Genomic DNA, 22,987 nt, shown 5'->3' with positions numbered 1-22,987 from the left:
GGGTTTCATCGTGCGCCGACGACAACGCAGCGAGGTGCCCGCCTGGGCGCCGGAGATGCGTGCCGAACAGTCGAGGGGGGTCACCTTAGATTCACCTGGCCTCCGCGGAGCAGCGGGCCGACCATCAGCGTGGTCAGGTCCGGTACGTCGCTCGGGGCGAGACCCATCTCGGGGCCGACGACCGAATCGACGACCTTCTGCTCGGCCGGCGTACCGACGCCCTGGGTGTCCATCGCGAACCCCGGCATCGCGCGGTTCAGCTGGACGTTGAGCGGGAAGCGCTGGTTCTTGTTGTGGTCGCCGATCACACCGTCGTCACCGGTCACGTACGGCGCCGGGTTCTCCTGGTTGTACGGGCCGGGCTTCTCCCCCGGGACGCTGTAGTTCCGGCCGACGCAGGTCGGGCCTCGGTGGTCCTTGTACGCCGGGAGCTCGTTCGGCTCGTACGGCGTGGGCTGGTTGGTGATCAGTTCGAGGTTGATGTTCAGCCGGCCGTCGCGGAACGTGTCGTTGAGGACCGGCGCGGTGTCGGCCATCACCTGGAGGAAGCACGGCACCTCGGGCGAGTACTTCTCCAGCAGGTCGAGCACCGGGCGGCTGACCTGGCCGAGCCGGATCACGCGGTCCTCGTTCTCCTTGAGGAACGCGTTGCCGGTCGTCGACAGGTTCTGCACGTTGCCGAAGAACTGCTGCAGCTGCTGTTCCTTCTCCACCACGGTGTTGCCGGTGATGGTCAGGTTGCGCAGGGCACGGACCAGGTCGGGCGTGACGTCGCCGTACAGATCGGAGACCTGGGTGAGCTTGACCAGGGCGTCCATCAGCTTCGGGATGCTCGGGTTCAGCTTCTTCAGGTAGCCGTCGAGCTGGGTCAGCGTGCCGGCGATCTCGGTGCCGCGGCCCTCGAGCGCGGTCGCCAGCGTGTTCAGCGTGGCGTTCAGGTCGGCCGGGTCGACGGCCTGCAGCAGCGGCAGCGCGTCGTTCAGCACCTTCTCGATCTCGATGCCGACCGCGGTCTTGTCCCGGCTGATCACGTCGCCGGCCTTGATGTGCCGACCTTCGGGGCCGCTCGGCGGCACGAGAGCGACGTACTTCTCGCCGAACAGGGTCTTCGGCAGGATCCGGGCGCTGACCGCGCTGGAGATCTCGTCGACCTGGTCGGGCTTCAGCGACAGCCGGACGGTCGCCTCGTCGCCGTCGGTCGAGACCCCGCGGACCTCGCCGACGATGATCCCGCGCAGCTTCACGTCGGCGTGGTCGTTCAGCTGCAGACCGATGTGGCTGGTCTTCAGCTCGATGTCCACGGTCTTGGTGAAGACCTTCGCGTAGAACGCGTACGTCAACCAGAGCAGGAAACACAGCACGCCGATGAAGGCGACGCCGAGGACCTTGTGCGAAATGAGTCTGGTCATCCGGCCAGCCTCACGGTGGTCGTCGTACCCCAGATGGCCATCGACAGCAGCAGGTCGACGACGTTGATGACGACGATGGAGGTCCGTACGGCGCGACCGACGGCGACGCCCACACCGGCCGGGCCGCCGGTCGCGTGGTAGCCGTGGTAGCAGTGCACCAGGATGACCAGCACCGAGAACACCAGCACCTTGCCGAACGACCAGAGCACGTCTCCGGGTGGCAGGAACAGATGGAAGTAGTGGTCGTACGTACCCGTGCTCTGCCCGTAGAACGTCGTCACAGTGAGCCGGGTCGCGAAGTACGACGACAGCAGTCCGACGACGTACAGCGGGATGACGGCGACGAGTCCCGCGATGATCCGAGTCGTCACCAGGAACGGCAGCGACGGGATCGCCATCACCTCGAGGGCGTCGATCTCCTCGCTGATCCGCATCGCGCCGAGCTGCGCTGTGAAACCACAGCCGACCGTCGCGGCGAGGGCGATACCGGCGATCAGCGGGCCGATCTCGCGGGTGTTGATGTACGCCGAGACGAAGCCGGCGAACGCCGACGTACCGATCTGGTTCAGCGCCGAGTAGCCCTGCAGGCCGACCTCGGTGCCGGTGAAGAAGGCCAGGAACGTGATCACGCCGACCGTGCCGCCGATGACCGCGAGCGCGCCGGTGCCCAGCGTCACCTCGGCCAGCAGCCGGAGGATCTCCTTGCGGTACCGCGTGACGGACTTGCCGGACCAGGCGAGCGCCTTGATGTAGAACGCGAGCTGCTCACCGAGGTGGTCGAGCGAGTTCAGCGGCTTCTTGACCAGGTTGTCCATCAGGGCCGACACGTCACGCCCCCTTCGGCGGGACGAGCTGGAAGTAGATCGCGGTCATCGAGAAGTTCGCGACGAACAGCAGCATGAACGTGATCACGACGGACTGGTTCACCGCGTCGCCGACACCCTTCGGTCCGCCGCCCGCGTTCACACCCTTGTACGCCGCGACGACCGCGGCGATGAACCCGAACACCAGCGCCTTCGCCTGCCCCTGCCACAGGTCGGGCAGATGCGCGAGCGCGGTGAAGCTGGCGATGTAGCTACCGGGTGTGCCGTCCTGCAGGACCACGTTGAAGACGTAACCGCCCATCACGCCGACCACACTGACGAACCCGTTCAGGAAGAAGGCGACCAGCATCGTCGCCAGCACCCGCGGTACGACGAGACGCTGGATCGGGTCGATGCCGAGCACCATCATCGCGTCGAGCTCTTCACGGATCTTCCGCGAGCCGAGGTCCGCACAGATCGCCGAGCCACCAGCCCCGGCGATCAGCAGCGCGGTCGCGATCGGCGACGCCTCCCGTACGACGGCAAGCACCGCGGCCGATCCGGTGAACGCCTGCGCGCCGAACTGCTTGATCAATCCGCCGACCTGGAGCGCGATCACCGCGCCGAACGGGATCGCGACCAACGCGGTCGGGATGATCGTCACACTCGCGACGAACCAGGCCTGCTGCAGGAACTCCTTCACCTGGAACGGCCGGCGGAACGTGGCCCGGCCGGTATCGAGTGCGAAGGCGAACAGCGAACCTGCGTGCTTCAGGGGGGCGGTAGCGCTCACAGTCACCTGGCGCCCACCACATTCGATTCGAACGATCCTGGCGGCGGGGTGACGCCGTTCTCGCGGCACCACTCACCCGGCTCGCGCTGGGTCGGGCGGAGCATGCCGCTGCTGGGCAGCTGCTGGATCGGGATCGGCGGCAGCGGCGGCAGCTCCTGGCCGGCCTCCGCGGCCAGCTCCTCGGCGTCCTTCTCCTCGGACATGCCGATCGGGCCGACCATCTGCGCGTTCAGGAACTGGCGGACCACCGGCTCCTCGCTGGACAGCAGCATCTCCCGCGGGCCGAACATGGCCAGGTGCCGGTGGTACAGCATGCCGATGTTGTCCGGGACGGTCCGCGCGGTGTTCACGTCGTGGGTGACGATCAGGAACGTCGGGCTGAACGCCTCGTTCAGATCGATCATCACCTGGTTCAGGAACGACGTACGCACCGGGTCGAGGCCGGAGTCGGGCTCGTCGACGAGCAGGATCTCGGGGTCGAGGACCAGCGCGCGGGCCAGGCCGGCCCGCTTGCGCATCCCGCCGGAGATCTCGCCGGGCAGCTTCCGCTCGGCGCCGACCAGGCCGACCATCTCCATCTTCTCCATCACGATGGACCGGATGTCGGACTCGGACTTCTTGGTGTGCTCGCGCAGCGGGAACGCGACGTTGTCGTACAGGTTCATCGAGCCGAACATCGCGCCGTCCTGGAAGAGCACGCCGAACAGCCGCCGGATGTCGTACAGCTCGCGCTCGCTGCAGGTGGCGATGTCGGTGCCCTCGATCCAGACATGCCCCTTGTCGGGCTTGAGCAGCCCGATCAGCGTCTTCAGGAACACCGACTTACCGGTGCCGGACGGGCCGAGCATCACGCAGATCTCACCGGCCGGCAGGGTCAGGGACACGTCGCCCCAGATCAGCTGGCTACCGAAGGACTTGGTGAGACCTTCGACGCGGACTTCTACGCCCACCGGCCCTCCTCACGGGAATGTTCTGGCTGCCCCGAACCGACGAGTACGCGGTTCCAACGACGGAGCAGTGGCCTAGGTTACGCACGAGTACGTTTTTTCGTAACCCCTAGCTGTCAAGCGGTTGCGATACTAACCATCACGTAATGGCAGAAGGGCGGCCCCCTTGCGGGGACCGCCCTTCTCTACACATTCGTTACGCTCCTTGACGGAACGTAACTGAGGTCACTTCAGGGTGACGGTGGCGCCGGCGCCCTCGAGGGCTTCCTTGGCCTTCTCCGCGGCAGCCTTGTCGACCTTCTCGAGGACGGCCTTGGGGGCCGACTCGACGAGGTCCTTGGCCTCCTTCAGCCCAAGGCTGGTGAGACCGCGCACCTCCTTGATGACCTGGATCTTCTTGTCGCCGGCGCTCTCGAGAACGACGTCGAACTCGTCCTGCTCGGCGGCCTCTTCGGCCGGCGCGCCGGCAGCCGGGGCACCCGGGGCGGCAACGGCAACCGGGGCGGCGGCGGTGACGCCGAACTCCTCCTCGAATGCCTTAACGAACTCCGACAGCTCCAGCAGGGTCAGTTCCTTGAACTGGCCGAGGAGCTCTTCGGTGCTGAGCTTCGCCATGATGGCGGTCCTTCCTGACAAATGTTGCTTGGTGATCACTGATGGGGTGTTGCGGATGAGATCTGCTTCAGCTTTCGGCTGAAGCGGTCTCCTCGGTGCTCGCCTCGGCAGGTGCCTCGACCGTGTCCTGCACGGGTGCCTCGTCCGCCACTGCGTCCTGCACAGGGGCGGCTTCGGCCGGCAGCTTGTCCTGCAGCGCCGCGAACAGGCGCGCGGCCTGCGACAGCGGAGCAGCGAACAGCGACACCGCTTGCTGCGGGGCCGCCTTCATCGCACCTGCGAGCTTCGCGAGGAGGACCTCACGCGACTCCAGGTCAGCGAGCTTGCTGATCTCGTCAGAGCCGAGTGCCTTGCCTTCCAGCACTCCACCCTTGATGACGAGCAGGGGGTTCGCCTTGGCGAAGTCACGCAGTCCCTTGGCCGCAACCACCGGGTCGCCCTTGATAAAGGCGATCGCGGAGGGGCCTTCGAGCAGCGAGTCGAACGAGTCGACACCTGCGTCCTTGGCCGCGATCTTGGTCAGCGTGTTCTTCACCACGGCGTAGTTCACGTCGTCACCGAGCGCGACTCGCAATTGCTTGAGCTGCGCAACGGTGAGACCGCGGTACTCGGTCAGCACGGCGCCGTTGGAGCTACGGAACTCGTCCGTCAGCTCCGCGACAGCGGCTGCCTTGTCCGGCCTCGCCATGGGGGTCTCCTTCTATCGGCTTCCACGCCTAGGACCCCTGAACAAAGAGAAACGCCCCTGCGCAGGCGCAAGGGGCGTGAACATACATGCTTCACTATCCAAGTCACCTGCGCGGGCCGCCCACCTGAGTGGGACCTTCAGTCACCCTTGCGGGCAACGACCAGCGGTCTTCGGCAGTAGACAGTGTGCCTGCTGCACACACCGTTTATCAAATCGGTTGTGGATGCGGCGGGATCCAGCGGTGCATCGCGGTCGCCGCGGCCCAGCCGGTCAGCGCCATGATGACGATCGCCGGCCCCAGCCCGAGCACGGCCGTCGCCCCCGCCAGCAGCAACGGCCCGGCTCCGTTCCCGGTGTCCGCGAAGAGTCTGAACGCCCCGAGGAACTGGGCTCGTCCGACCGGTGGTGACGCGTCCGCACCCAGCGTCATGATCACGCCGGCGCCCAGCCCGTTCCCGATCCCCATCAGCAACGCGACCAGAGTCAGCGTGACGGCGGTGTGCGTGAGCGGTAGTAAGAGGTGCGCGAACCCCAGCACGAACATCGACGGTACGGCGACCCACTTGCGGCCGAGCCGGTCCATCACCGAGCCGGCGGGATAGAACAGCAGCATGTCCACCGCACCGGACAGTCCGAAGATGATGCTGGTCGTCTGGGCATCCAGTCCGATGTGGAGTGCCCACAGCGGGATCACCACCTGGCGGGACGCGCGAACGGCGCCTACGAGTAGCGCGCCGACGCCGAGAGTCCGCAGTACCGGGAAGTGGTCGCGGATGACGACCCAGGTCGACTGTGCGGCGACCGGACGGCTCCCGCGGGTGCGGCCTTCGATGTCGGGCAGGCTCAGCAGGACTCCACACGCCAGCAACGCGGCGATCAGGTGCACCCAGTACGCGCCGTCCGTCCCCAGGAACTTCATCGCACCAGCACCGAGGAACGGGCCGATGAAGGAGCCGATGCGCTGTACGCCGCCGAGCGTGGACAGTGCGCGAGCGCGGAGCTCGATCGGCACGGCCTCGCTGAGATATGCCTGCCTGGCAAGGCCCCAGACCGCACCGGCCAGTCCGGTGCAGCCGATAGCAATGGCCAGTCCCCAGACGTTCTGCACGACCAGACAGGCGGCTAGTGCGAGTGCGACGAGGACAGTGGCACCCAGCATCGCTCTGCGTTCGCCGATGCGGTTCGTCAGAGCACCGGCTGGGATGTCGCCGATCACCTGGCCCAGTCCGGCTGCCGCGACGACCAGTCCGGCAACGGCTACCGAGGCGCCCAGGTGGGTGGCCGAGAGCGCTACGACCGGCGCGATCGCACCCTGACCGATTCCGTACAGCAGTGCAGGCAGATAGACCGCGGGGGCGATCTTGAGGAGGCTCCTGGCTTGGGACATCACCGGCCGCCGGCCAGCGCCGTACTGCGGTCCCGTGCGGCCGGGGTGGCACCCAGCAACTCCGACACCGACCAGGCACCCGCGACGACCCTCATCCCGAACTCCTCCATCCGATCCACCGGCATCCGCATCTCGGGGCCGGACACACTCAGACAACCCGCGACCTGCCCGGAGTAGCCGAACACCGGCGCCGCCACACTGCAGATCCCTGCCGTCCGCTCGGTCCTCGACATCGCGTACCCGCGCCGGCGGATGTCCGCGAACTGCTCGGCGAGTACGTCGGGGTCCGTGATCGTCGCCGGCTGCACCCGTTCGAGCGGGCCCTTCAGGACCTCCTGCTGCTGCTCGAACGGCAGGAACGCGAGCAACGACTTCCCCGGCGCACCGAGCGGTAACGCGACCGGCAGCCCGAATTCCGTGTAGGTACGGCGCAGCTGGTGGTGACTCTCGACCTGGTCCAGTACGACGCGCTGCCCGGACGGCAGCAGCTCGTGCACAGCCGCGGTCTCCCCTGTGTCATCGCGGAGTGCACGGAGCACTGGCATCGCAGCGTCCCGCAGGCCGGCCGGAATCCCACCGCTGTGCGCGAGCTGCACGACCAGCGGACCGATCGCGTACCGCCGGTGTGCCGTCTGCCGGACGAGCCCGTTCTCCTGCATCGCCAGCAACAGCCGATGCACCGTGCTCGTCGACAGGCCGGTCGCCCGGGCCAGATCACTGATCCCGAGCTCCGGAGTACGCGCGTCGAAACACCGTAGGATCGCCACAGCCCGATCGATCGACTGCACCGAACCCCGGGTTTCCTGCATTGCGAAACTATATCCCGCCATACGGGAAAGCGCGCGGGCATTCCAAAGCCCGGACCACTCGGCCCGGGCTTCGGAGATGAGTCAGCTGAGAACGGCGAGGGCGTCGATCTCGACGAGCATGTCGGGGAGCGGCAGGCCGGTGAAGACTGTGGTGCGGGACGGCAGGACGCCGCTCGGGGTGCGGGTCGAGACGAAGTCGGCGTACGCCTCGTTCATCGCGGCGAAGTTGTCGCGCTCGGTGAGGTAGACGCGCAGCATCACCACGTCGTCGATACTCCCCCCGCCGGCCTTCAGGATCGCTTCGATGTTCTGCAGCACGCGGGTGGTCTGTGCCTTCACGTCGCCGTGGAACACGAACTCGCCGCTGGCCGGGTCGACCGAGCCCTGGCCGGACACCTGCAGGATGTTGCCCTTGCGGACGCCCTGGGAGAACACGGGCATCGGCGGCGGCGCGTCGGTGGTGGAGACGACGGTCTTGTCGGACATCAGGTCTGACCTCTCAGTTGTAGTCGGCACTGATCGCGTTGGCGGTGGCGAGCAGCTCGGGTAGCAGTTCGAGCACCTGCTCATAGTTCAGCAGTACGTCGGGAACCGACAGCGACACGGCCCCCACAACGCGGCCCGTGCTGTCCTTCAGCGGCGCACCGATGCAGTTGATGAACGCCTCGTGCTCCGCCTTGTCCTGCGCCCAGCCACGCTCGCTGACCGTGTCCAGCTCGTTCCGGAGCCGGTCCGGGTCAGTGATCGTGTTCGGCGTGTACTCGTGATACTCCAGCGACTCGATCAACGCCTCCCGCCGCCGCTTCGGCTGCGCGGCGAGCAGGACCTTCCCGACCGCTGTGCAGTGCAGCGCCGCCGGTACGCCGATCTGCGAGTACATGCGCACCGAGCGCACACTGTCGAGCTTGTCGACGTAGATGACCTCGCCGTTCTCCCATGCAGCCAGATGGACGGTCTGGCCGGTCTTCTGGTTCAACGCACGCAGATGAGGCGCAGCAACTTCCCGTACGACGTGTTGCTCGCGCGCCACGTCCGCGAGAGCGAACAGCCGCGACCCCAGCCGGTAGCGGTGCGCGGCGTCCCGGCGTACGAACCGGTCGGCCTCCATGGTGCGCAGCAGTCGCAGGACCGTGGTCTTGTGAACACATAGCTCGGCGGCGAGCTGATCCAGCGACCGCTCACCCTCGCCGAGACTGGTGAGGATCTGCAGCGCCCGACCGAGGCTCTGACTCATGCCGGACCGATCTTCGTGGCGGCCCACTCCTCGTCGGTGCAGTTCAGCAACCGCTCGCGCACCTCTGGCGCCGGCGGCGGCGCGTGGTCCTCGGGCGCCGTCAGCACAGCGGCCGCAGTCAAATGACCCAGCCGCAACCGCTGCACCATCGGAAGCCCTTGCAACGTGCCAGTGAGGAATCCGGCCGCAAACGCATCCCCCGCTCCCACTGTCTCCACGACGTCTACTGACAGCGCTGGGACCTCGGTGCGGCCGTCCGGCTCGAGCACCATCGCAGTGTGCGCATCGTCCTTCAGGACCAGAGTGCGTGCGCCCAGGCGCTCATAGAGTTCGTCCGGGTTGGCAGTCCCGGCGAAGACCTCTGCCTCATCCGCCCCGATCAGCACGATGTCAGCCGCCTTCAGCAACCGCCACAGCGGCGCCGGATCCTTGTCCCGCCACAGCACCGGCCGCCAGTTCAGGTCCACGCTCAGCTGGAACGACCGCGGCTCCGTCGCCAGCCGCTCCAGCATCTGCGCACTGCTCTCAGAGATCGCCGCAGTGATACCGGTGGTGTGCACCAGCCGCGCCTGCCCGAGCCTGTCGCGCACCGCGGGCCGGTCCAGAAACGCCGGGTCCATAGCAGCAGCCGCCGAGCCGGTGCGGTAGTAGTGCATCCGCGACCGACCGTCCTCCGACTCCTTCACGTACAAGGCTGTCGGCCGGACCGCATCGACCTCCACACCCCCGACGTCGACGCCCCGCTTCTCCAGGTCCCGCAGTACGTGCTGACCGAACCCGTCATCCCCCAGGCGCGAGATCCACGCCGTCGGAACACCGAGCGCGGCAAGCCCGCCGGCCACGTTGCACTCCGCTCCGCCGACCGACCGCCGGAACACCTCGACGTCCGCGAGCGGCCCCGGTCCGCCGGCGAGCATGATCATCGCCTCGCCGATGCAGACGGCGGCCGTCTCAGGGAGCGGTTCGGGCATCGGCACTCCTTGGCGGCGGGGTGATGGGATGGGGTGCGTTGACGCAACTTTGGCCGCGATGCTACAACCGACGAGTCAGAATACGCAATGAACGTTGCGTATTCTGCAACTTCGACCCCAGGGGATCAGATGCCTGCTTACGATGCCGCCGCCGTCGCCGCTCTTGCTGACCAGCAGGTCAGCTGGCAGGACAAGGCCCTCCCGCCCGCCTTCTGGGGCCGGACCGTTGCCGAGATCGTCGCCGACCGGCCACCGCTCTCCCAGCTGCCCACCCCGCTGATGACGTTGTCCGCGCCCGGCCTGCGGCACAACGTGGACACGCTCGACACTTGGTGCAAGCGCCACGGCGTCGAGCTCGCGCCGCATGGCAAGACCACGATGGCGCCCGCGCTCTGGGCGATGCAGCTGGACTCCGGCGCCTGGGCGATCACGCTCGCCAACGGCTTCCAGCTCGGCGTCGCCCGCGCGTTCGGCGTACAGCGGGTGCTGATCGCGAACGCGGTGATCTCCCCGCTGCAGCTCCGCTGGATCGCGGACGAGCTCGCGGCCGACCCGTCGTTCGAGGTGATGGTGTGGGCGGACTCGATCCGCACGGTCGAGATCATGGAGGCAGCGCGATCGGCGTACGTCGGTCCCGACGCGCGCCCGCTCGACGTGATGGTCGAGGTCGGCGGCATCGGCGGCCGGACCGGTGCCCGCGACGCCGAGACCGCTCTTGCTGTCGGTCACGCGATCGCCGACGCCTCGACGCTGCGGCTCGTGGGTGTGGCCGGGTACGAAGGTGCGATCGGGCATGGCGTCGACGAGGCCAACCTCGAGGAGGTCCGCGCCTACCTGCGTGACCTGGCCACGGTCCACCACCGACTCAAGGGTGTATACGACGCGGACGTCGTCCCCATCGTCAGCGCAGGCGGGAGCCAGTACTTCGAGCAGGTCGCGAAGGTTCTCGCCTCCGAGGCCGGCGACGGCGCCCGGGTCGTACTGCGGTCCGGCGCGTACATCACCCACGACGACGGGCTGTACCGCCGGGTCTCTCCGCTCGGCGAGCACCCGCGGACGGATGGCGAGCAGCTCGTCTCGGCGATGCACGGCTGGATGCGGATCACCTCCCAGCCCGAGCCGGGGCTGGCGATCTTCGACGGCGGGCGGCGCGACTTCCCGTTCGACCAGGACTGGCCCGAGCCGCAGCTGATCCGGCCGCGGTCCGAGGGTTCGCCGATCCTGCCGGCCACCGGGATGACGGTCACCAACCTGAACGACCAGCACGGCTTCCTGCACTTCGGCGACGAGCAGGACGTGGTGATCGGGGACGAACTCCGCGTCGGCCTCTCCCACCCGTGTACGGCGTTCGACAAGTGGGGCCTGATCCCGGTCATCGACGACCCGGACGCCGCCGATCCCGTCATCGTCGACCTGGTCCGGACGTTCTTCTGACATGACGGACCTGCTCATCACGGGGGCGCTGGTCATCGACGGCTCCGGCTCCCCCGGGTATCACGCCGACGTCGCGGTCGACGCCGGGAAGATCGTGGCCATCGGCAACGACCTGCCGGGCGCGGATCGGAGGATCGATGCCGACGGGCTCGTGCTGTCGCCCGGGTTCATCGACATGCATTCGCATTCCGATCTGCAGATCCTGGTGAACCCCGACCACACCGCGAAGGTCAGTCAGGGTGTCACGCTGGAGGTGCTCGGCCAGGACGGGCTCTCGTTCGCCCCGATCGACGATCCGACGCGGGCCGTCGTACGTCGTCAGATCGCCGGCTGGAACGGTGAGCCGGACGACTTCGACTTCAGCTGGTCGACCGTCGCCGGGTACCTCGATCGCCTCGACCAGGGCGTCGCCTGCAACGCGGCCTACCTGGTCCCGCAGGGCACGCTGCGGATGATGGTCGTTGGCACCTCCAACCGTCCGGCGACGTCGGCCGAGCTCGAAGAGATGAAGCGGCTGCTCGCCGACGGATTGCGCGACGGCGCGGTCGGGATGAGCAGCGGGCTGACGTACACACCCGGCATGTTCGCCGACACCGACGAGCTCGTCGCGCTCTGCGAGGTCATCGCGCAGTACGGCGGGTACTACGCCCCGCACCAGCGCTCGTACGGCAAGGGCGCCCTCGAGGCGTACGCCGAGATGGTCGACGTGGCACGCCGTTCCGGCTGCGCGCTGCACCTCACCCATGCGGTGATGAACTTCGCGCCGAACGCCGGCCGCGGGGTCGAACTCGTCGCGATGATCGACGAGGCACTCGCGACCGGGGTCGACCTCACCACCGACACCTATCCATACTTGCCTGGGGCAACCACCCTGGCGGCCATCCTGCCCAGCTGGACGGCCGAGGGCGGGCTGGACGCGTTGCTGGGCCGGCTCCGCGATCCGGAGGCGCGCGCACGGATCACCTACGAGCTCGAGCAGGTCGGCTCGGACGGCTGCCACGGCTGCGTCGTCGAGTGGGACACGATCGAGATCGGCGGCGTCCGCAACCCGCTGCTGTCCGATGCCGTCGGGAGCACGATCGCCGAGCTTTCGGCGCGGTCCGGCACTCCCGCTGCCGACATCTTCTTCGACCTCCTGATCGGCGACGACCTCGCCACGTCGATCCTGCAGCACGTCGGTCACGAGGAGAACGTCCGCGCGATCATGCAGCACCCGTCGCACACGGGCGGTTCTGACGGGATCCTGGTCGGTGGCAAACCTCACCCGCGCTCGTGGGGCACGTTCCCCCGCTACCTCGCCCATTACGTCCGTGAGCTCGGCGTCCTCGAACTCGCCGACTGCATCCACCACCTCACCGGCCGTCCCGCCCGTCGGCTCCGCCTGCCCGATCGAGGGCTGGTCCGCGAGGGGTACGCCGCGGACCTGGTCCTGTTCGACCCGGACAAGATCCGGGACGCGGCCACGTTCCCCGAGCCCCGCCAGCAGGCCGAGGGCATCCCGTACGTCTTCGTCAACGGCACCGCCGTCATCGACGACTCGCACCGAACGACCACCCGTCCCGGCCACGCCATTCGCCGTACCACCAGCTGAGAGGAACCTGTCGTGAACACCTTGGAGCTGCTTCGAGCCGACCGGGTGCTGACCGTCGTCCGCGCCCCGGAGATCTCCGACGCCCGCGACCTCTGCGCCGCACTGGTTGCCGGCGGCATCCATGTCGTCGAGCTCACCTACACCACCCCCGACCTCCCCCGGCACCTGGAACGCGCCGCGTCCACCGCTGCGGAGACCGGAGCGGTCGTCGGCGCGGGCACCGTGCAGACCGCTGACCAGGCGACTCAGGCGATCAACGCCGGCGCCCAGTTCCTCGTCACACCCGGCCAAGGTCTCGAGGCCGCCGCGATCGCCGACGCAGCGCGCGCCGCGGGGATCCCCGTCGTACTGGGCGCGTTCACGCCGTCCGAGGTGATGACCGCGCTGGCGCTCGGCTCGACCGCGGTGAAGATCTTCCCCGCGCATCACCTCGGCCCGAAGTACTTCAAGGACCTCAACGGCCCGTTCCCCGGCGTACCGCTGATCCCGTCCGGCGGCGTCAACGCCACCAACGCACACGACTTCCTCGCCGGCGGCGCCCTCGCCGTCAGCGCCGGCACCGACGTGGTCTCCCCTGCCGACGTGGCCGCCGCCAACTGGTCCTCGATCACCACCAAGGCCAAGACGTTCTGCGCCGCCCTCTAGCTACTGCACGGTGATGCTGCCGTAGCTGGACCGCAGGTAGAGGTGGCGGTTGGCAGCGGGATCGGTCGGGACCTGCAGATCAGTGGAGCCTTGGGCGGCGACCGCGTCGATCGCGTACGCCGCACCGGGCGGCACCTGCACCGTGAGCGAACCATCGCTCGTGGTCGCCGACACCTGGTCGGGCGGGTTGTCGAAGCTCAGCGTGGCCGACCCCCGCTGGACATCCACCGACACCCGCGAACTCCGGACCCGCACCAGGTCCGCCGACCCGTCGGAGACGGCCAGGTTCAGCGGCGACGACACCCCCACCACGTTGACGGACGATCCCTCGACCTTCGCCTGGACTGCCGCAGCCGCCGGCACCTCCACCGTCAGGTCCACCGAGCAGTGCGTATCCGGGCACCGGCTCTCGACGACCAACTGACCGCCGACGGTGGAGACCTTCACGTCCGGCTTGGCGATGGCATAGTTCCCGTCGACGTTCACGTGCACCTTGCCGTCGACGCTGTTCAGTACCTGTGTCGACACCCCGGCGGTGATCCGTACCCCGGCGGGTCCCGGCGCGAACGCAGCCGAGTAGCTGTACGGCAACTTGCCGCGGATCATCGACACCGTCAGGGCGGCCCCGGTGATCACGAGCACCAGCACCGGAACCAGTCCGATGATCAGCATCTTCCGCTGCGCGCTCGTCATCAGGTGTCCAGGAACTTGAGGACAGCCAGCACGCGGCGATGCTCGCCGTCGGTCGGCGTGAGGTTGAGCTTCAGGAAGATGTTGCTGATGTGCTTCTCGACGGCGCCTTCACCCACGACCAGCGCCTGTGCGATCCCGCCGTTCGACTTACCCTCCGCCATCGCGCGGAGAACGTCCTGTTCCCGTGGGCTCAGCACTGCCAGCGGATCGACCCGCCGCGAACGCACCAGCAGCTGCGAGATCACCTCCGGGTCCAGCGCCGCGCCACCGCCGGCGACCCGGCGCAGTCCGTCGATGAACTGATCCACATCGGCGACCCGGTCCTTCAGCAAGTACCCGACGCCACCTGGGTTCCCACCGATCAGCTCGCTCGCGTACCGCTCCTCGACGTACTGCGAGAGCACCAGTACGCCAACGTCCGCGTACTGCTCGCGGATCACCAACGCCGCGCGCAGGCCTTCGTCGGTGAACGTCGGCGGCATCCGTACGTCGACCACGCACACGTCCGGCCGATGCGCCTCGACAGCCTTCAGCAATGCGTCGCCGTCCCCGACCGCCGCGACCACCGTGCAGTCCTGCTCCTCCAGCAGCCGCACGATGCCCTCACGCAGCAGCACCGAGTCCTCAGCGATCACCACCCGTAGCTCAGCCACAGGGCACCTCCGCGATCAGCGTGGTCCCGCCACCGGGCGGGCTGTCCACCGTGAGTCGTCCGTCCACGCCGGCCACCCGGTCCGTCAGCCCGCGCAATCCGCTGCCGCCGGCCGGATCGGCGCCACCTTGTCCGTCGTCGCGCACCTCCACCCGCAGTACGTCGCCGACCCGTGTCACCTGCACCTCCGCCTGTGCCGCCTCTGCATGCTTGGCCACGTTGGCGAGCGCCTCCGTCACCACGAAGTACGCGATCGACTCGATCGTCAGCGACGGCCGTGGCTGTACGTCGACACTCAGCCGGACAGGCACCGGCGAACGGGCCGCGACCGCGGACAATGCCGCGTCCAGACCGCGATCGCTCAGCACCGGCGGGTGCAGTCCTCGGGTCAGATCGCGGATCTCGGCGATCGCCTGCATCGCCTCCGAGTGCGCCTCCTCGATCAACGTCCGTACGGCCGGCTCCTTGTCCCCGAGGCGGTTCTTCGCGCGCCCGAGGGTCATCGCCAGCGAGACGAGCCGCTGCTGGGCGCCGTCGTGCAGGTCGCGCTCCATCCGTCGCCGCTCCGCCTCGACCGAGTCGACCACCTGCTGCCGGCTCGTCACCAGCTGCGTGACGCGCTCCGACAACGCACCGGTCTCGGACCGGCCGAGCAGGACCCGCGCGAGCTCGGCGTCCAGGGTCGATGCCGCCCGCATCAGCAACGGCGAAGCCACCAGCAGGAACAACGCCGCCACGATCGCCACCACAGTGGCGGACTTGACCGAGTCGATCACGAACGGCCCGAGCTGCGCCTGCGACGCGGCGAACTTGTTGTAGTACGCCGGCAACGCGATCAGCACCGGCGGCACCGACCAGACGAGCACGATCAGCACGAACCAGACGATTGCCAGCGGCAACAGCAGCACGTAGTACAGGAACTGCCGCCACATCCCCTGGTCGGTCACCGCGAGCCTCGCGTCGGCGATCCGCGATCCGGCCGCCGGCGGCGGGATCAGCGGCGGGATCGTCTGCCCGCGGGTGATCCGGGCCCGCGCCCGCTCCCAGCCGGCCACCACGTACACGAACCGGTTCGCGCCGACCGTCAACGGGATCCCGACGTACGCGAGCGGCCAGGCCAGCAAGGCGGCCGCGACCGTCAGCAGGACCAGCAGGCCGGAGGTGAGCACGACCACCGCGTCGCCGAGCAGATGGATCGTTGCCAACCACAAGTACGGCGAACGCCAGAGCCGCCACGGAGCCCAGGGAACCGGGTTCGCAGCAACCGTCACCGGAACACCTCCCCGTCTCAGCGCCTGCTTGCCGTCACAACTTACGTCGTCGGGGCGGGCGGCCGGCATGAGGACAGCCCACGAACCTGACCGGGGGTTATCCCCACCCCGGTTCGTGGGCTGACCGGACTGTGCGCGACGACCGCCGACGGGATGCTCGAAGCCATGACGACGACACTGGACACGAAGCCTTCTGACGCCCTGGACGGCAGGCTCGGCGACGCGATCGACGACCGAGTCGCGGATGCTCTCGAGGACTACATCGCCGAGGGCCGGCTGGACGGCCGGATCCGCCCACGCCGGTCCCCCCAAGGTCTGGCCGTGCTGGTTGCCGCCGGCGTCGCCGCGGTACTCCTACCGTGGTGCCTGATCCTCGCGGCCACGCTGCCGAGCACCTACCAGGCGGGCCATTGGAAGCTCACCTGGATCGGGCTCGACTGCGGCACCGCGATCGCCGCGGGGCTCACGGCGTACCTGCTGCACAAACGCAACAGGTACGCCGCTCTGACCGCGATGGCTGCCGGGACCCTGCTGACGGCCGACGCGTGGTTCGACGTGAGTACTGCGTCCGCCGGCTTCGACCGTACCCTCTCGCTGACCGAGGCACTGCTGCTGGAGCTGCCCCTGGCCGTGTGCGCGTTCGTGGTCGCGGCCCGCGAGCTCAAGACGCGATGAGCTCCATCACCGGCCCCTCGTGCAGCGCCCGATACACCTTGTCCCGCAGGGAGTTGGCCTCAGCGTCGGTCAGTGTGCGGTCGACCGGTCGGAGGACGAGCCTGACCAGCAGATTCCGCTGACCTGGCGTGAGCTGGAGGCGTTCGCGGGCAGCCGTCGGCAAGTCGTCGTACGACGTTTCGCCCAGCACCTCCAGCGACTCCGCTGCATCGGCATCCGGGCCCAGCGCGGCGCGGACCTTGTCGCCGAGCACCTCCGCCGACACATCCGCTGACGCACCGACCACGACGGACAGGTCTCGTCGCACCGGCGGCATGGACGAGACCGGCTTGTACGGCAAGAGATCCAGCATCTGACTCGCCACCCGCGGCTCCGTCGACCTGAGCAGGCGAATGTCGCGGATGCCCTTGCGGAGCATCAACAGCCGGTCGAGGCCAGGCCCCATCGCGAGGCCGGTCCAGCTCTCGTCCAGACCGGCCATCCGCAGTACGTGCGGCGCCGCGACCCCGCACTCACCGATCTCGATCCACTGATCGTCCAGCAGGACGTCGATCTGACGGCCGTGGATCGTGTACGGGTGTACGGCCGGCACAGTGCGGTAGGTCTGGCCGGGGAGGATCGTGTCGACCAGGCGGGCGATCATTTCCTCCAGCTCCGGCTCCCCCAGCGTGACGTTGCGGCTGATCCGCCACAGGTCGAGCTGGTGCGGGGTCCCGGTGTGCTGCCAGTCGACCGAGTCCCGGCGGTAGCAGATGCCCGCACAGATCATCAGCACATCGGATGCGTCGGATTTCGCCAGCTCACGCAGCGCGGGCGGGATCATCGCGGACGTGTGACTTCGCAGTACCTCGGTGTCCGAGACGTAGCGCGTGTAGCGGGCCTCACGGGTGACCGCGTCGGTCGCGTAGCCGAGGTTGTCGTAGTTGTCGGCCAGCGGCACGACGGGATGGTCGCGCCGGGTCCAGATCTCGGTGTACGGCCAGGCGGCGCCCAGCGACGTACGGATCGAGTCGACGATCAGCTGGACGGCGTGTGGTCCCTGCGCAGGATCGGTGAGGTCGCGGAGCGCGAGGGCAGCGTGCAGTTCTTCAACGGTGAGGACAGACATGAGTTTCTCTCCAGGATGACGGTCTCGACGGGGGTCCACCCCGGTCGGCCGCGGTCACCTCAGGAGAGAGCGCAGCAGCAGCTCACCCCGTCGGCACCGTCGTGCCGGCCGGGGCGCAGAAACCGCTGCCCGTACTGCGTCATGCCGTCAACTGTACCGCCCGCACACCAGCCGTGCCCGCGATATTCATCTGATCCCGATCGGTACGAGTGCGACGATGGGCCGCATGCGATGGATCGACACCCTGGAAGCTGCCGCCGCCGAGAAGCTGCCCGAGGCCGTGCACCGCTACTTCCGGCAAGGCTCCGCGGGCGGCGTCAGCGTCGGCGAGGCGACCGCGGCGTGGTCGGCATACCGCTTCCGCCCGCACGTGCTGAACGACGTGTCCGCGATCGAACTCAGTACGACGATCCTCGGCGTACCCGTCGACGCACCGATCCTGGTCTCGCCGTCCACGATGCACCGGATGGCCGACCCGGACGGCGAGCTCGCGATGGCGCGCGGCGTCGGCGCGGCGAGGTCGCTGCTCGGGGTCTCCAGCAACGCAGGTACGACGTTCGCCGAGCTCGGGGCAACCGGGGTGCCGTGGTGGCTGCAGATCTACATCCTGCGGAACCGCGAGATCACCCGCCGGATGCTCGACGCCGCGGTCGAAGCCGGCGCGCGAGCCGTCGTACTCACCGTCGACACGCCCGTGGTCGGCCGGAAGGAAGACGACGGCGAGACGGTCTGGGACCTGGCAAAACCCGGCCAGTTCCTGGCCAACCTGCCCGACGGCGAGTGGACCGACGACGACCTCGACAAGGCCGACGACCTGAACCCCGACGTGATCGGCTGGCTGGCCGAGCGAACCGGCCTGCCCGTGGTGGTGAAGGGCGTACTCCGCGGCGACGACGCGAAACGCTGCGCGGACGCGGGCGCTGCCGGAATCATCGTCTCGAACCACGGCGGCCGTCAGTTGGACGCCTCGATCCCGACCGCCCAGGCCCTGCCCGAGGTCGCCGAAGCCGTCGCCGGCACCGGAGTCGAGCTGTACGTCGACGGCGGGATCCGTCGCGGCGAACACATCCTCGCTGCCTTGGCCCTCGGCGCCCGAGCAGTCTTCGTCGGCCGGCCCGCGCTCTGGGCTCTGACCGTCGACTCCTCGGCCGGTGTGACGCGACTGATCACCGAGCTGAGCGAAGAGCTCGACCACACCCTGCGCCTGGTCGGCCAACCGACGCCGTCATCGCTGACCCCCGACCTTGTCACCCTCAGGAGATGACGTTGCGGATCGTTGGCCTGAACGCGTTCCTGCCCGGCTTCCGGCTCGTGCACGATTTCGCCGAACAGAACGGGCACGAACTCGTCCTGGTGGTGACGCTGCCCGAGACCGGCAGGTACGGCGCGGCCGACCCGATGGTCGCCGGTCTGCCGGACGACACGAACGTCCTGATCACCCGCAAGCTCCGCGCCGTCGCCGCCCCGGTGATCGCCGCACTCCAGCCCGACGTCGTCATCTCCGCCGCGTTCCCCCGGCTGATCCCGGACGAGATCCTCGAGATCCCGAAGTACGGCGCGATCAACTGCCACCCGTCGCCGCTGCCCGCGGGGCGTGGGCCGACCCCGCAGCGACTGATCTACGAAGGTGACGAGCGGGTCGGGGCGACGGTGCATCGGACCGCATCGGAGTTCGACACCGGCGCGATCCTCGCCCAGCGGATCGCACCGCTGCCCGAGGATCTGAACGGCACCGGACTGATGCAGTCGTGGGGCACGCTACTGCGCGAATGCCTCGCCGAGGCCGTCCCGCGTCTGGTGGCCGGCGATCCTGGTGAGCCGCAAGACCCTGCTCTGGCCTCCGAGGCGCCGTTCTTCACCGACGCCGAACGGCTCCTGGACCTGACCGAGCCGTCCCGAGTCATCCGGCGCAAATGCGCGGCCCTCAACGTCACGTCTGCCAGCGCCCAGGCCGACCTGGACGGCGCCACGCACCTGATCACTCGCACCGACTTGTCCTCTGCGGCGACGGATGCCGCCCCGGGCACGGTGGTCGAGCGCCACGACGACGGCTGGACCGTGCAGACGGCCGACCACGCCCTCCGACTGACCCGGGGCTGACAAACAGAAAGCCCCCGGGAGAACCCGGGGGCAATCAGTGTGAAGAGGTGAGGCTCAGGCCTCGACCGACTCCTCGGCCAGGTTGCGGGACAGGTTGGGGTCAACCTGGACGCCCGGACCCATCGTGGTCGAGAAGACCGTCTTCTTGATGTAGCGACCCTTCGAGCTGGCCGGCTTGAGCCGGAGGATCTCGTCGAGCGCGGCGCTGTAGTTCTCCACCAGCTGGGCCTCGTCGAACGACGCCTTGCCGATGATGAAGTGCAGGTTCGCGTGCCGGTCGACCCGGAACTCGATCTTGCCGCCCTTGATGTCGTTCACGGCCTTCACCACGTCCGGAGTGACCGTGCCGGTCTTCGGGTTCGGCATCAGACCACGCGGGCCGAGGACCCGGCCGAGCCGGCCGACCTTGCCCATCAGGTCAGGGGTCGCGACGACGGCGTCGAAGTCGAGCCAGCCGTCGGTCACCTTCTTGATCATGTCGTCGTCGCCGACGAAGTCGGCGCCGGCGGCCTTCGCCTGCTCGGCCTTCTCACCGGTGGCGAAGACGAGGACCCGTGCCGTCTTGCCAGTACCGTGCGGAAGGTTGACGGTGCCGCGCACCATCTGGTCGGCCTTGCGAGGGTCGACCCCGAGACGCATCGCGACGTCCACGGTCGAGTTGAACTTCTTGCTGCCGGCGGCCTCCTTGGCCAGCCGGATCGCCTCGAGCGGCGTGTACAGGTGATCGAAGTCGATCTTCTCCGCGGCGGCGCGGTAAGCCTTGCTGCGCTGTGCCATTTACTGTTCCTCTCTGGGGTGTGGTCTCCGGGCGGCGCTTCGCCCTGCCACTACTGCGTACTGAAAGTTGGTGCCGGTCAGCCGTCGATGGTGACGCCCATGGAGCGCGCCGTACCCTCGATGATCTTCATGGCAGCGTCGATGTCGCGGGCGTTGAGGTCCGGCATCTTGGTGGTCGCGATCTCGCGGACCTGGTCCTTGGTGATCTTGCCGACCTTGTCGCGCTGCGGAACGGCGGAGCCCTTCTGCAGCCCGGCGGCCTTCTTGATCATCTCAGGCGCCGGCGGCGTCTTGGTGATGAACGTGAAGGATCGGTCTTCGTAGATCGTGATCTCGACCGGTACGACGTTTCCGCGCATGGACTCCGTCTGGGCGTTGTACGCCTTGCAGAACTCCATGATGTTGACGCCGTGCGGACCGAGCGCGGTACCGACCGGCGGCGCCGGCGTCGCAGCACCGGCCTGGAGCTGCACCTTGACGAGTGCGGCAATCTTCTTCTTCGGAGGCATTCTGTCGGGTCCTTAGACTTTCTGGATCTGGTTGAAGCTGAGTTCCACCGGGGTCTCCCGGCCGAAGATCTCCACCAGGGCCTTGATCCGCTGGGCCTCGGCATTGATCTCCGTGACTGTGGCGTGCAGGGTCGCGAACGGCCCGTCGACCACCATGACCGAGTCACCGACACCGAAGTCGGCAACCTCGACCTTCTTCTTCGCCGCGGTCTTGGCGGGTGCGGCACCGGCTTCGGCTGCCGCCGCCTCGGCCGCCGCCACGACGGCCGGAGCGAGCATCTTCTCAACCTCTTCGAGGCTGAGCGGGACCGGCTTCTGGCTGTTCCCGACGAAGCCGGTCACCGACGGCGTGTGCCGCACGGTCGACCAGGACTCGTCGGTCAGGTCCATCCGGACCAGCACGTAGCCGGGGAGGACGGTGCGCTTGACCATCCGGCGCTGACCGTTCTTGATCTCGGCGACCTCTTCGGTCGGCACGATGATCTCGAAGATGTAGTCCTCCATGTTCAGGGAGTTGATCCGGTTCTCCAGGTTGCCCTTGACCCGGTTCTCCATCCCTGAGTACGTGTGCACGACGTACCAGTCGCCGATCTGGGAGCGGAGCCGGCTGCGCAGCTCCTCGAGCGGGTCGCCCGGCTCCTCCGGCTCGGCCTCTTCCTCGGCCTCGTCGTCGTCCGCAGCGGCGGCGGCTGCCGCCAGCGCGTCGGTGTCGGCGTCGTCGTCGGCCTCGTCCTCACCGCTGGAGAAGACCACCTCGTCGGGCGCAGCAGGCTGCTCGACAGTGGTCTCCGGGGCGGTCTCGGCGGTCTCCTCGGCCAGTTCCTCGGCGGCGTCCTCGACGTCCTCCTCGGTCACCACCTCGGCGTCCTCGGCCTCATCGGCGGCCGCAACCACGACTACCGGCTCGTCGTCGGAGGTGTCGGCGTCCGCCGGGGGCACCTCCGCCTCGTCATCGGCGGAGTACTCGTCTTCTTCCACATCCACGTCCTCGTCATCGTCGTCAGCGTCGAGGTCCGCGAACGGGTCGTCGGCATCATCATCGTCGTCACCGAACAGGTCGTCATCGGTGGCGTTCTCGTCGAAGTCCAGCTCGAGTTCGTCGGAGTCGGATACGTCGAACTCGTCCTCGTACTCGAGGACCTCGTCGTCGCGCTCGGACACGTCGTACTCCGTCATCTGGTTCGGGGTCTTGTCTGCTTCCGGTCGGGCCGGGGCCCGGGGCCTGCGGTAGGTCGTTCGGCGAACCTCAGCCGAAGATCTTGAACATCGCCCAGCCGAAGGCGAGGTCGAGGACCGAGACGATCGCGATGACGAACACCACGAAGGTCAGCACGACCACGAAGTAGGTGGAGAGCTGCTTGCGCGTCGGCCAGACGACCTTGCGGAGCTCGGCGACCACCTCGCGGTAGAAGCGCACCAGTCCACGGCGCTGCTTGCCTTCCGCAGGCTTGCCGGCGCCGGACGGTGCCGGGGTGCGCGTCTCCGTCACGACCTACCTCTTTCGCTAGCGGCGGCCTGACCGGCCCTGCGCCGGTCAGGATTTGCAGGGCACGAGGGACTTGAACCCCCAACCTTCGGTTTTGGAGACCGATGCTCTGCCAGTTGAGCTAGTGCCCTCTGCAATCCATCCGGACGCCGCGTCGGACCTGATCTCAGGCATGCCGGATCAGGGCCACCAACGCCCGGACTAGAAGAGTGTACGGGGTCTGAGCCACCTGGTCGAACTGAGGCCCTTGCCCGCACGACCCCCTGCCGGGCGCCGCACCGCGGTCAGAACCATACAGCCTCTACCCGGTCCCAACGGACCACACCCCTGGCGTGTTCCCGGGACCGTCCAGTGAAATCGGCGGGCACCGCCGGACGCCGTGGTGCCAGG

General features: G+C 68.2%; 25 protein-coding genes and 1 tRNA gene. 6 read left to right on the top strand and 20 right to left on the bottom strand.

Features of this window, described 5'->3' with window-relative positions; all coding sequences use genetic code 11:
* Positions 1-80: 80 nt before the first annotated feature.
* From ACFWUU_RS20150 to ACFWUU_RS20100, 11 genes are all read right to left on the bottom strand, one after another.
* Positions 81-1,409 (bottom strand): MCE family protein, encoded by a 1,329-nt coding sequence (locus ACFWUU_RS20150; protein WP_380177262.1) that lies wholly within the window; start codon positions 1,407-1,409, stop codon positions 81-83.
* Entirely contained in the window at positions 1,406-2,224 is an 819-nt protein-coding gene (locus tag ACFWUU_RS20145; protein WP_380179039.1) for an MlaE family ABC transporter permease, read from the bottom strand. The genes ACFWUU_RS20150 and ACFWUU_RS20145 overlap by 4 nt, the downstream gene beginning before the upstream one ends.
* Before the next feature lie 13 nt (positions 2,225-2,237).
* Positions 2,238-3,011: an ABC transporter permease gene (locus ACFWUU_RS20140; RefSeq protein ID WP_137258634.1), complete on the bottom strand. Its 774-nt coding sequence runs from the start codon at positions 3,009-3,011 to the stop codon at positions 2,238-2,240.
* Positions 3,008-3,955, bottom strand: coding sequence for an ABC transporter ATP-binding protein (locus ACFWUU_RS20135; protein ID WP_137258633.1), 948 nt, complete (start codon positions 3,953-3,955; stop codon positions 3,008-3,010). Before ACFWUU_RS20135 ends, ACFWUU_RS20140 begins: the two co-directional genes overlap by 4 nt.
* 222 nt (positions 3,956-4,177) lie before the next feature.
* Positions 4,178-4,567, bottom strand: a complete 390-nt coding sequence (gene rplL / locus ACFWUU_RS20130; protein ID WP_137258632.1) for a 50S ribosomal protein L7/L12 — start codon at positions 4,565-4,567, stop codon at positions 4,178-4,180.
* A gap of 67 nt (positions 4,568-4,634) precedes the next feature.
* The gene (rplJ, locus tag ACFWUU_RS20125; protein WP_137258631.1) at positions 4,635-5,255 is read right to left on the bottom strand and encodes a 50S ribosomal protein L10; all 621 of its coding nucleotides are present in this window, start codon (positions 5,253-5,255) and stop codon (positions 4,635-4,637) included.
* A gap of 208 nt (positions 5,256-5,463) precedes the next feature.
* Entirely contained in the window at positions 5,464-6,642 is a 1,179-nt protein-coding gene (locus tag ACFWUU_RS20120) for an MFS transporter (protein WP_137258630.1), read from the bottom strand.
* Entirely contained in the window at positions 6,642-7,451 is an 810-nt protein-coding gene (locus ACFWUU_RS20115) for an IclR family transcriptional regulator (protein ID WP_202878004.1), read from the bottom strand. The genes ACFWUU_RS20120 and ACFWUU_RS20115 overlap by 1 nt, the downstream gene beginning before the upstream one ends.
* Before the next feature lie 81 nt (positions 7,452-7,532).
* The gene (locus tag ACFWUU_RS20110) at positions 7,533-7,937 is read right to left on the bottom strand and encodes a RidA family protein (protein WP_380177261.1); all 405 of its coding nucleotides are present in this window, start codon (positions 7,935-7,937) and stop codon (positions 7,533-7,535) included.
* Between the two features lie 13 nt (positions 7,938-7,950).
* Complete coding sequence (locus ACFWUU_RS20105) at positions 7,951-8,685, bottom strand: IclR family transcriptional regulator (protein WP_380177260.1); 735 nt, start codon at positions 8,683-8,685, stop codon at positions 7,951-7,953.
* The gene (locus tag ACFWUU_RS20100; RefSeq protein ID WP_380177259.1) at positions 8,682-9,656 is read right to left on the bottom strand and encodes a sugar kinase; all 975 of its coding nucleotides are present in this window, start codon (positions 9,654-9,656) and stop codon (positions 8,682-8,684) included. The genes ACFWUU_RS20105 and ACFWUU_RS20100 overlap by 4 nt, the downstream gene beginning before the upstream one ends.
* A gap of 129 nt (positions 9,657-9,785) precedes the next feature.
* Between ACFWUU_RS20100 and ACFWUU_RS20095 the strand changes: the two genes are divergently transcribed.
* Genes ACFWUU_RS20095 through ACFWUU_RS20085 form a run of 3 tightly spaced genes read left to right on the top strand, consistent with a single transcriptional unit; the run spans position 9,786 to position 13,326 of the window.
* Complete coding sequence (locus tag ACFWUU_RS20095; RefSeq protein ID WP_380177258.1) at positions 9,786-11,090, top strand: amino acid deaminase; 1,305 nt, start codon at positions 9,786-9,788, stop codon at positions 11,088-11,090.
* Position 11,091: 1 nt separating this feature from the next.
* Positions 11,092-12,681 (top strand): amidohydrolase family protein, encoded by a 1,590-nt coding sequence (locus ACFWUU_RS20090; protein ID WP_380177257.1) that lies wholly within the window; start codon positions 11,092-11,094, stop codon positions 12,679-12,681.
* Between the two features lie 12 nt (positions 12,682-12,693).
* Positions 12,694-13,326, top strand: a complete 633-nt coding sequence (locus tag ACFWUU_RS20085) for a bifunctional 4-hydroxy-2-oxoglutarate aldolase/2-dehydro-3-deoxy-phosphogluconate aldolase (RefSeq protein ID WP_380177256.1) — start codon at positions 12,694-12,696, stop codon at positions 13,324-13,326.
* Here ACFWUU_RS20085 and ACFWUU_RS20080 read toward each other — a convergent pair whose 3' ends face one another.
* Genes ACFWUU_RS20080 through ACFWUU_RS20070 form a run of 3 tightly spaced genes read right to left on the bottom strand, consistent with a single transcriptional unit; the run spans position 13,327 to position 15,942 of the window.
* The gene (locus tag ACFWUU_RS20080) at positions 13,327-14,019 is read right to left on the bottom strand and encodes a DUF4097 family beta strand repeat-containing protein (RefSeq protein WP_380177255.1); all 693 of its coding nucleotides are present in this window, start codon (positions 14,017-14,019) and stop codon (positions 13,327-13,329) included. It abuts the gene before it with no gap.
* Positions 14,019-14,672 (bottom strand): response regulator, encoded by a 654-nt coding sequence (locus ACFWUU_RS20075; protein WP_380177254.1) that lies wholly within the window; start codon positions 14,670-14,672, stop codon positions 14,019-14,021. Before ACFWUU_RS20075 ends, ACFWUU_RS20080 begins: the two co-directional genes overlap by 1 nt.
* Complete coding sequence (locus ACFWUU_RS20070) at positions 14,665-15,942, bottom strand: sensor histidine kinase (protein ID WP_380177253.1); 1,278 nt, start codon at positions 15,940-15,942, stop codon at positions 14,665-14,667. The genes ACFWUU_RS20075 and ACFWUU_RS20070 overlap by 8 nt, the downstream gene beginning before the upstream one ends.
* A gap of 165 nt (positions 15,943-16,107) precedes the next feature.
* Between ACFWUU_RS20070 and ACFWUU_RS20065 the strand changes: the two genes are divergently transcribed.
* Positions 16,108-16,617 carry a hypothetical protein gene (locus tag ACFWUU_RS20065; protein WP_137258620.1) on the top strand — a complete coding sequence of 170 codons (510 nt, stop codon included), beginning with the start codon at positions 16,108-16,110 and terminating at the stop codon, positions 16,615-16,617.
* Here ACFWUU_RS20065 and ACFWUU_RS20060 read toward each other — a convergent pair.
* Complete coding sequence (locus ACFWUU_RS20060; protein WP_380177252.1) at positions 16,604-17,725, bottom strand: hypothetical protein; 1,122 nt, start codon at positions 17,723-17,725, stop codon at positions 16,604-16,606. The genes ACFWUU_RS20065 and ACFWUU_RS20060 overlap by 14 nt on opposite strands.
* A 226-nt stretch (positions 17,726-17,951) precedes the next feature.
* On the opposite strand from ACFWUU_RS20060, the gene ACFWUU_RS20055 reads away from it, so the two are divergent.
* Together ACFWUU_RS20055 and ACFWUU_RS20050 are read left to right on the top strand one after the other, a co-directional pair.
* On the top strand, positions 17,952-18,989 hold the full coding sequence (locus tag ACFWUU_RS20055) for an alpha-hydroxy acid oxidase (RefSeq protein WP_380177251.1): 1,038 nt from the start codon (positions 17,952-17,954) through the stop codon (positions 18,987-18,989).
* A complete protein-coding gene (locus ACFWUU_RS20050) occupies positions 18,986-19,825 on the top strand; it encodes a methionyl-tRNA formyltransferase (protein ID WP_380177250.1) in 840 nt (279 codons plus the stop codon). Before ACFWUU_RS20055 ends, ACFWUU_RS20050 begins: the two co-directional genes overlap by 4 nt.
* 54 nt (positions 19,826-19,879) lie before the next feature.
* Here ACFWUU_RS20050 and rplA read toward each other — a convergent pair whose 3' ends face one another.
* The 5 genes from rplA to ACFWUU_RS20025 all read right to left on the bottom strand — a co-directional run bounded on the left by rplA (position 19,880) and on the right by ACFWUU_RS20025 (position 22,728).
* Complete coding sequence (rplA, locus tag ACFWUU_RS20045; protein ID WP_137258616.1) at positions 19,880-20,602, bottom strand: 50S ribosomal protein L1; 723 nt, start codon at positions 20,600-20,602, stop codon at positions 19,880-19,882.
* A 77-nt stretch (positions 20,603-20,679) separates the two neighbouring features.
* Positions 20,680-21,111: a 50S ribosomal protein L11 gene (gene rplK / locus ACFWUU_RS20040; RefSeq protein WP_137258615.1), complete on the bottom strand. Its 432-nt coding sequence runs from the start codon at positions 21,109-21,111 to the stop codon at positions 20,680-20,682.
* Between the two features lie 12 nt (positions 21,112-21,123).
* Positions 21,124-22,005, bottom strand: a complete 882-nt coding sequence (gene nusG / locus ACFWUU_RS20035; RefSeq protein WP_380179037.1) for a transcription termination/antitermination protein NusG — start codon at positions 22,003-22,005, stop codon at positions 21,124-21,126.
* Between the two features lie 352 nt (positions 22,006-22,357).
* Positions 22,358-22,600 (bottom strand): preprotein translocase subunit SecE, encoded by a 243-nt coding sequence (gene secE, locus ACFWUU_RS20030; RefSeq protein ID WP_134107100.1) that lies wholly within the window; start codon positions 22,598-22,600, stop codon positions 22,358-22,360.
* A gap of 55 nt (positions 22,601-22,655) precedes the next feature.
* Positions 22,656-22,728, bottom strand: a tRNA-Trp gene (locus ACFWUU_RS20025).
* Positions 22,729-22,987 lie beyond the last annotated feature (259 nt).

Origin of the sequence: Kribbella sp. NPDC058693 (genome assembly GCF_042715335.1) — a bacterium.
In the GTDB taxonomy this organism is placed as follows: Bacteria; Actinomycetota; Actinomycetes; order Propionibacteriales; family Kribbellaceae; genus Kribbella; species Kribbella jiaozuonensis.
The sequence above is the reverse complement of the archived record's forward strand: the minus strand, read 5'-3'. Positions and strand labels throughout refer to the sequence as shown.

Excerpts from the sequence above, each read along its gene's own strand:
- ACFWUU_RS20150 (WP_380177262.1), bottom strand. The coding sequence starts at position 1,409 with ATGACCAGACTCATTTCGCACAAGGTCCTCGGCGTCGCCTTCATCGGC.
- ACFWUU_RS20145 (WP_380179039.1), bottom strand. The coding sequence starts at position 2,224 with ATGGACAACCTGGTCAAGAAGCCGCTGAACTCGCTCGACCACCTCGGT.
- rplL (WP_137258632.1), bottom strand. The coding sequence starts at position 4,567 with ATGGCGAAGCTCAGCACCGAAGAGCTCCTCGGCCAGTTCAAGGAACTG.
- rplJ (WP_137258631.1), bottom strand. The coding sequence starts at position 5,255 with ATGGCGAGGCCGGACAAGGCAGCCGCTGTCGCGGAGCTGACGGACGAG.
- ACFWUU_RS20120 (WP_137258630.1), bottom strand. The coding sequence starts at position 6,642 with ATGTCCCAAGCCAGGAGCCTCCTCAAGATCGCCCCCGCGGTCTATCTG.
- ACFWUU_RS20115 (WP_202878004.1), bottom strand. The coding sequence starts at position 7,451 with ATGCAGGAAACCCGGGGTTCGGTGCAGTCGATCGATCGGGCTGTGGCG.
- ACFWUU_RS20110 (WP_380177261.1), bottom strand. The coding sequence starts at position 7,937 with ATGTCCGACAAGACCGTCGTCTCCACCACCGACGCGCCGCCGCCGATG.
- ACFWUU_RS20105 (WP_380177260.1), bottom strand. The coding sequence starts at position 8,685 with ATGAGTCAGAGCCTCGGTCGGGCGCTGCAGATCCTCACCAGTCTCGGC.
- ACFWUU_RS20100 (WP_380177259.1), bottom strand. The coding sequence starts at position 9,656 with ATGCCCGAACCGCTCCCTGAGACGGCCGCCGTCTGCATCGGCGAGGCG.
- ACFWUU_RS20095 (WP_380177258.1), top strand. The coding sequence starts at position 9,786 with ATGCCTGCTTACGATGCCGCCGCCGTCGCCGCTCTTGCTGACCAGCAG.
- ACFWUU_RS20090 (WP_380177257.1), top strand. The coding sequence starts at position 11,092 with ATGACGGACCTGCTCATCACGGGGGCGCTGGTCATCGACGGCTCCGGC.
- ACFWUU_RS20080 (WP_380177255.1), bottom strand. The coding sequence starts at position 14,019 with ATGACGAGCGCGCAGCGGAAGATGCTGATCATCGGACTGGTTCCGGTG.
- ACFWUU_RS20065 (WP_137258620.1), top strand. The coding sequence starts at position 16,108 with ATGACGACGACACTGGACACGAAGCCTTCTGACGCCCTGGACGGCAGG.
- ACFWUU_RS20060 (WP_380177252.1), bottom strand. The coding sequence starts at position 17,725 with ATGTCTGTCCTCACCGTTGAAGAACTGCACGCTGCCCTCGCGCTCCGC.
- ACFWUU_RS20055 (WP_380177251.1), top strand. The coding sequence starts at position 17,952 with ATGCGATGGATCGACACCCTGGAAGCTGCCGCCGCCGAGAAGCTGCCC.
- ACFWUU_RS20050 (WP_380177250.1), top strand. The coding sequence starts at position 18,986 with ATGACGTTGCGGATCGTTGGCCTGAACGCGTTCCTGCCCGGCTTCCGG.
- rplA (WP_137258616.1), bottom strand. The coding sequence starts at position 20,602 with ATGGCACAGCGCAGCAAGGCTTACCGCGCCGCCGCGGAGAAGATCGAC.
- rplK (WP_137258615.1), bottom strand. The coding sequence starts at position 21,111 with ATGCCTCCGAAGAAGAAGATTGCCGCACTCGTCAAGGTGCAGCTCCAG.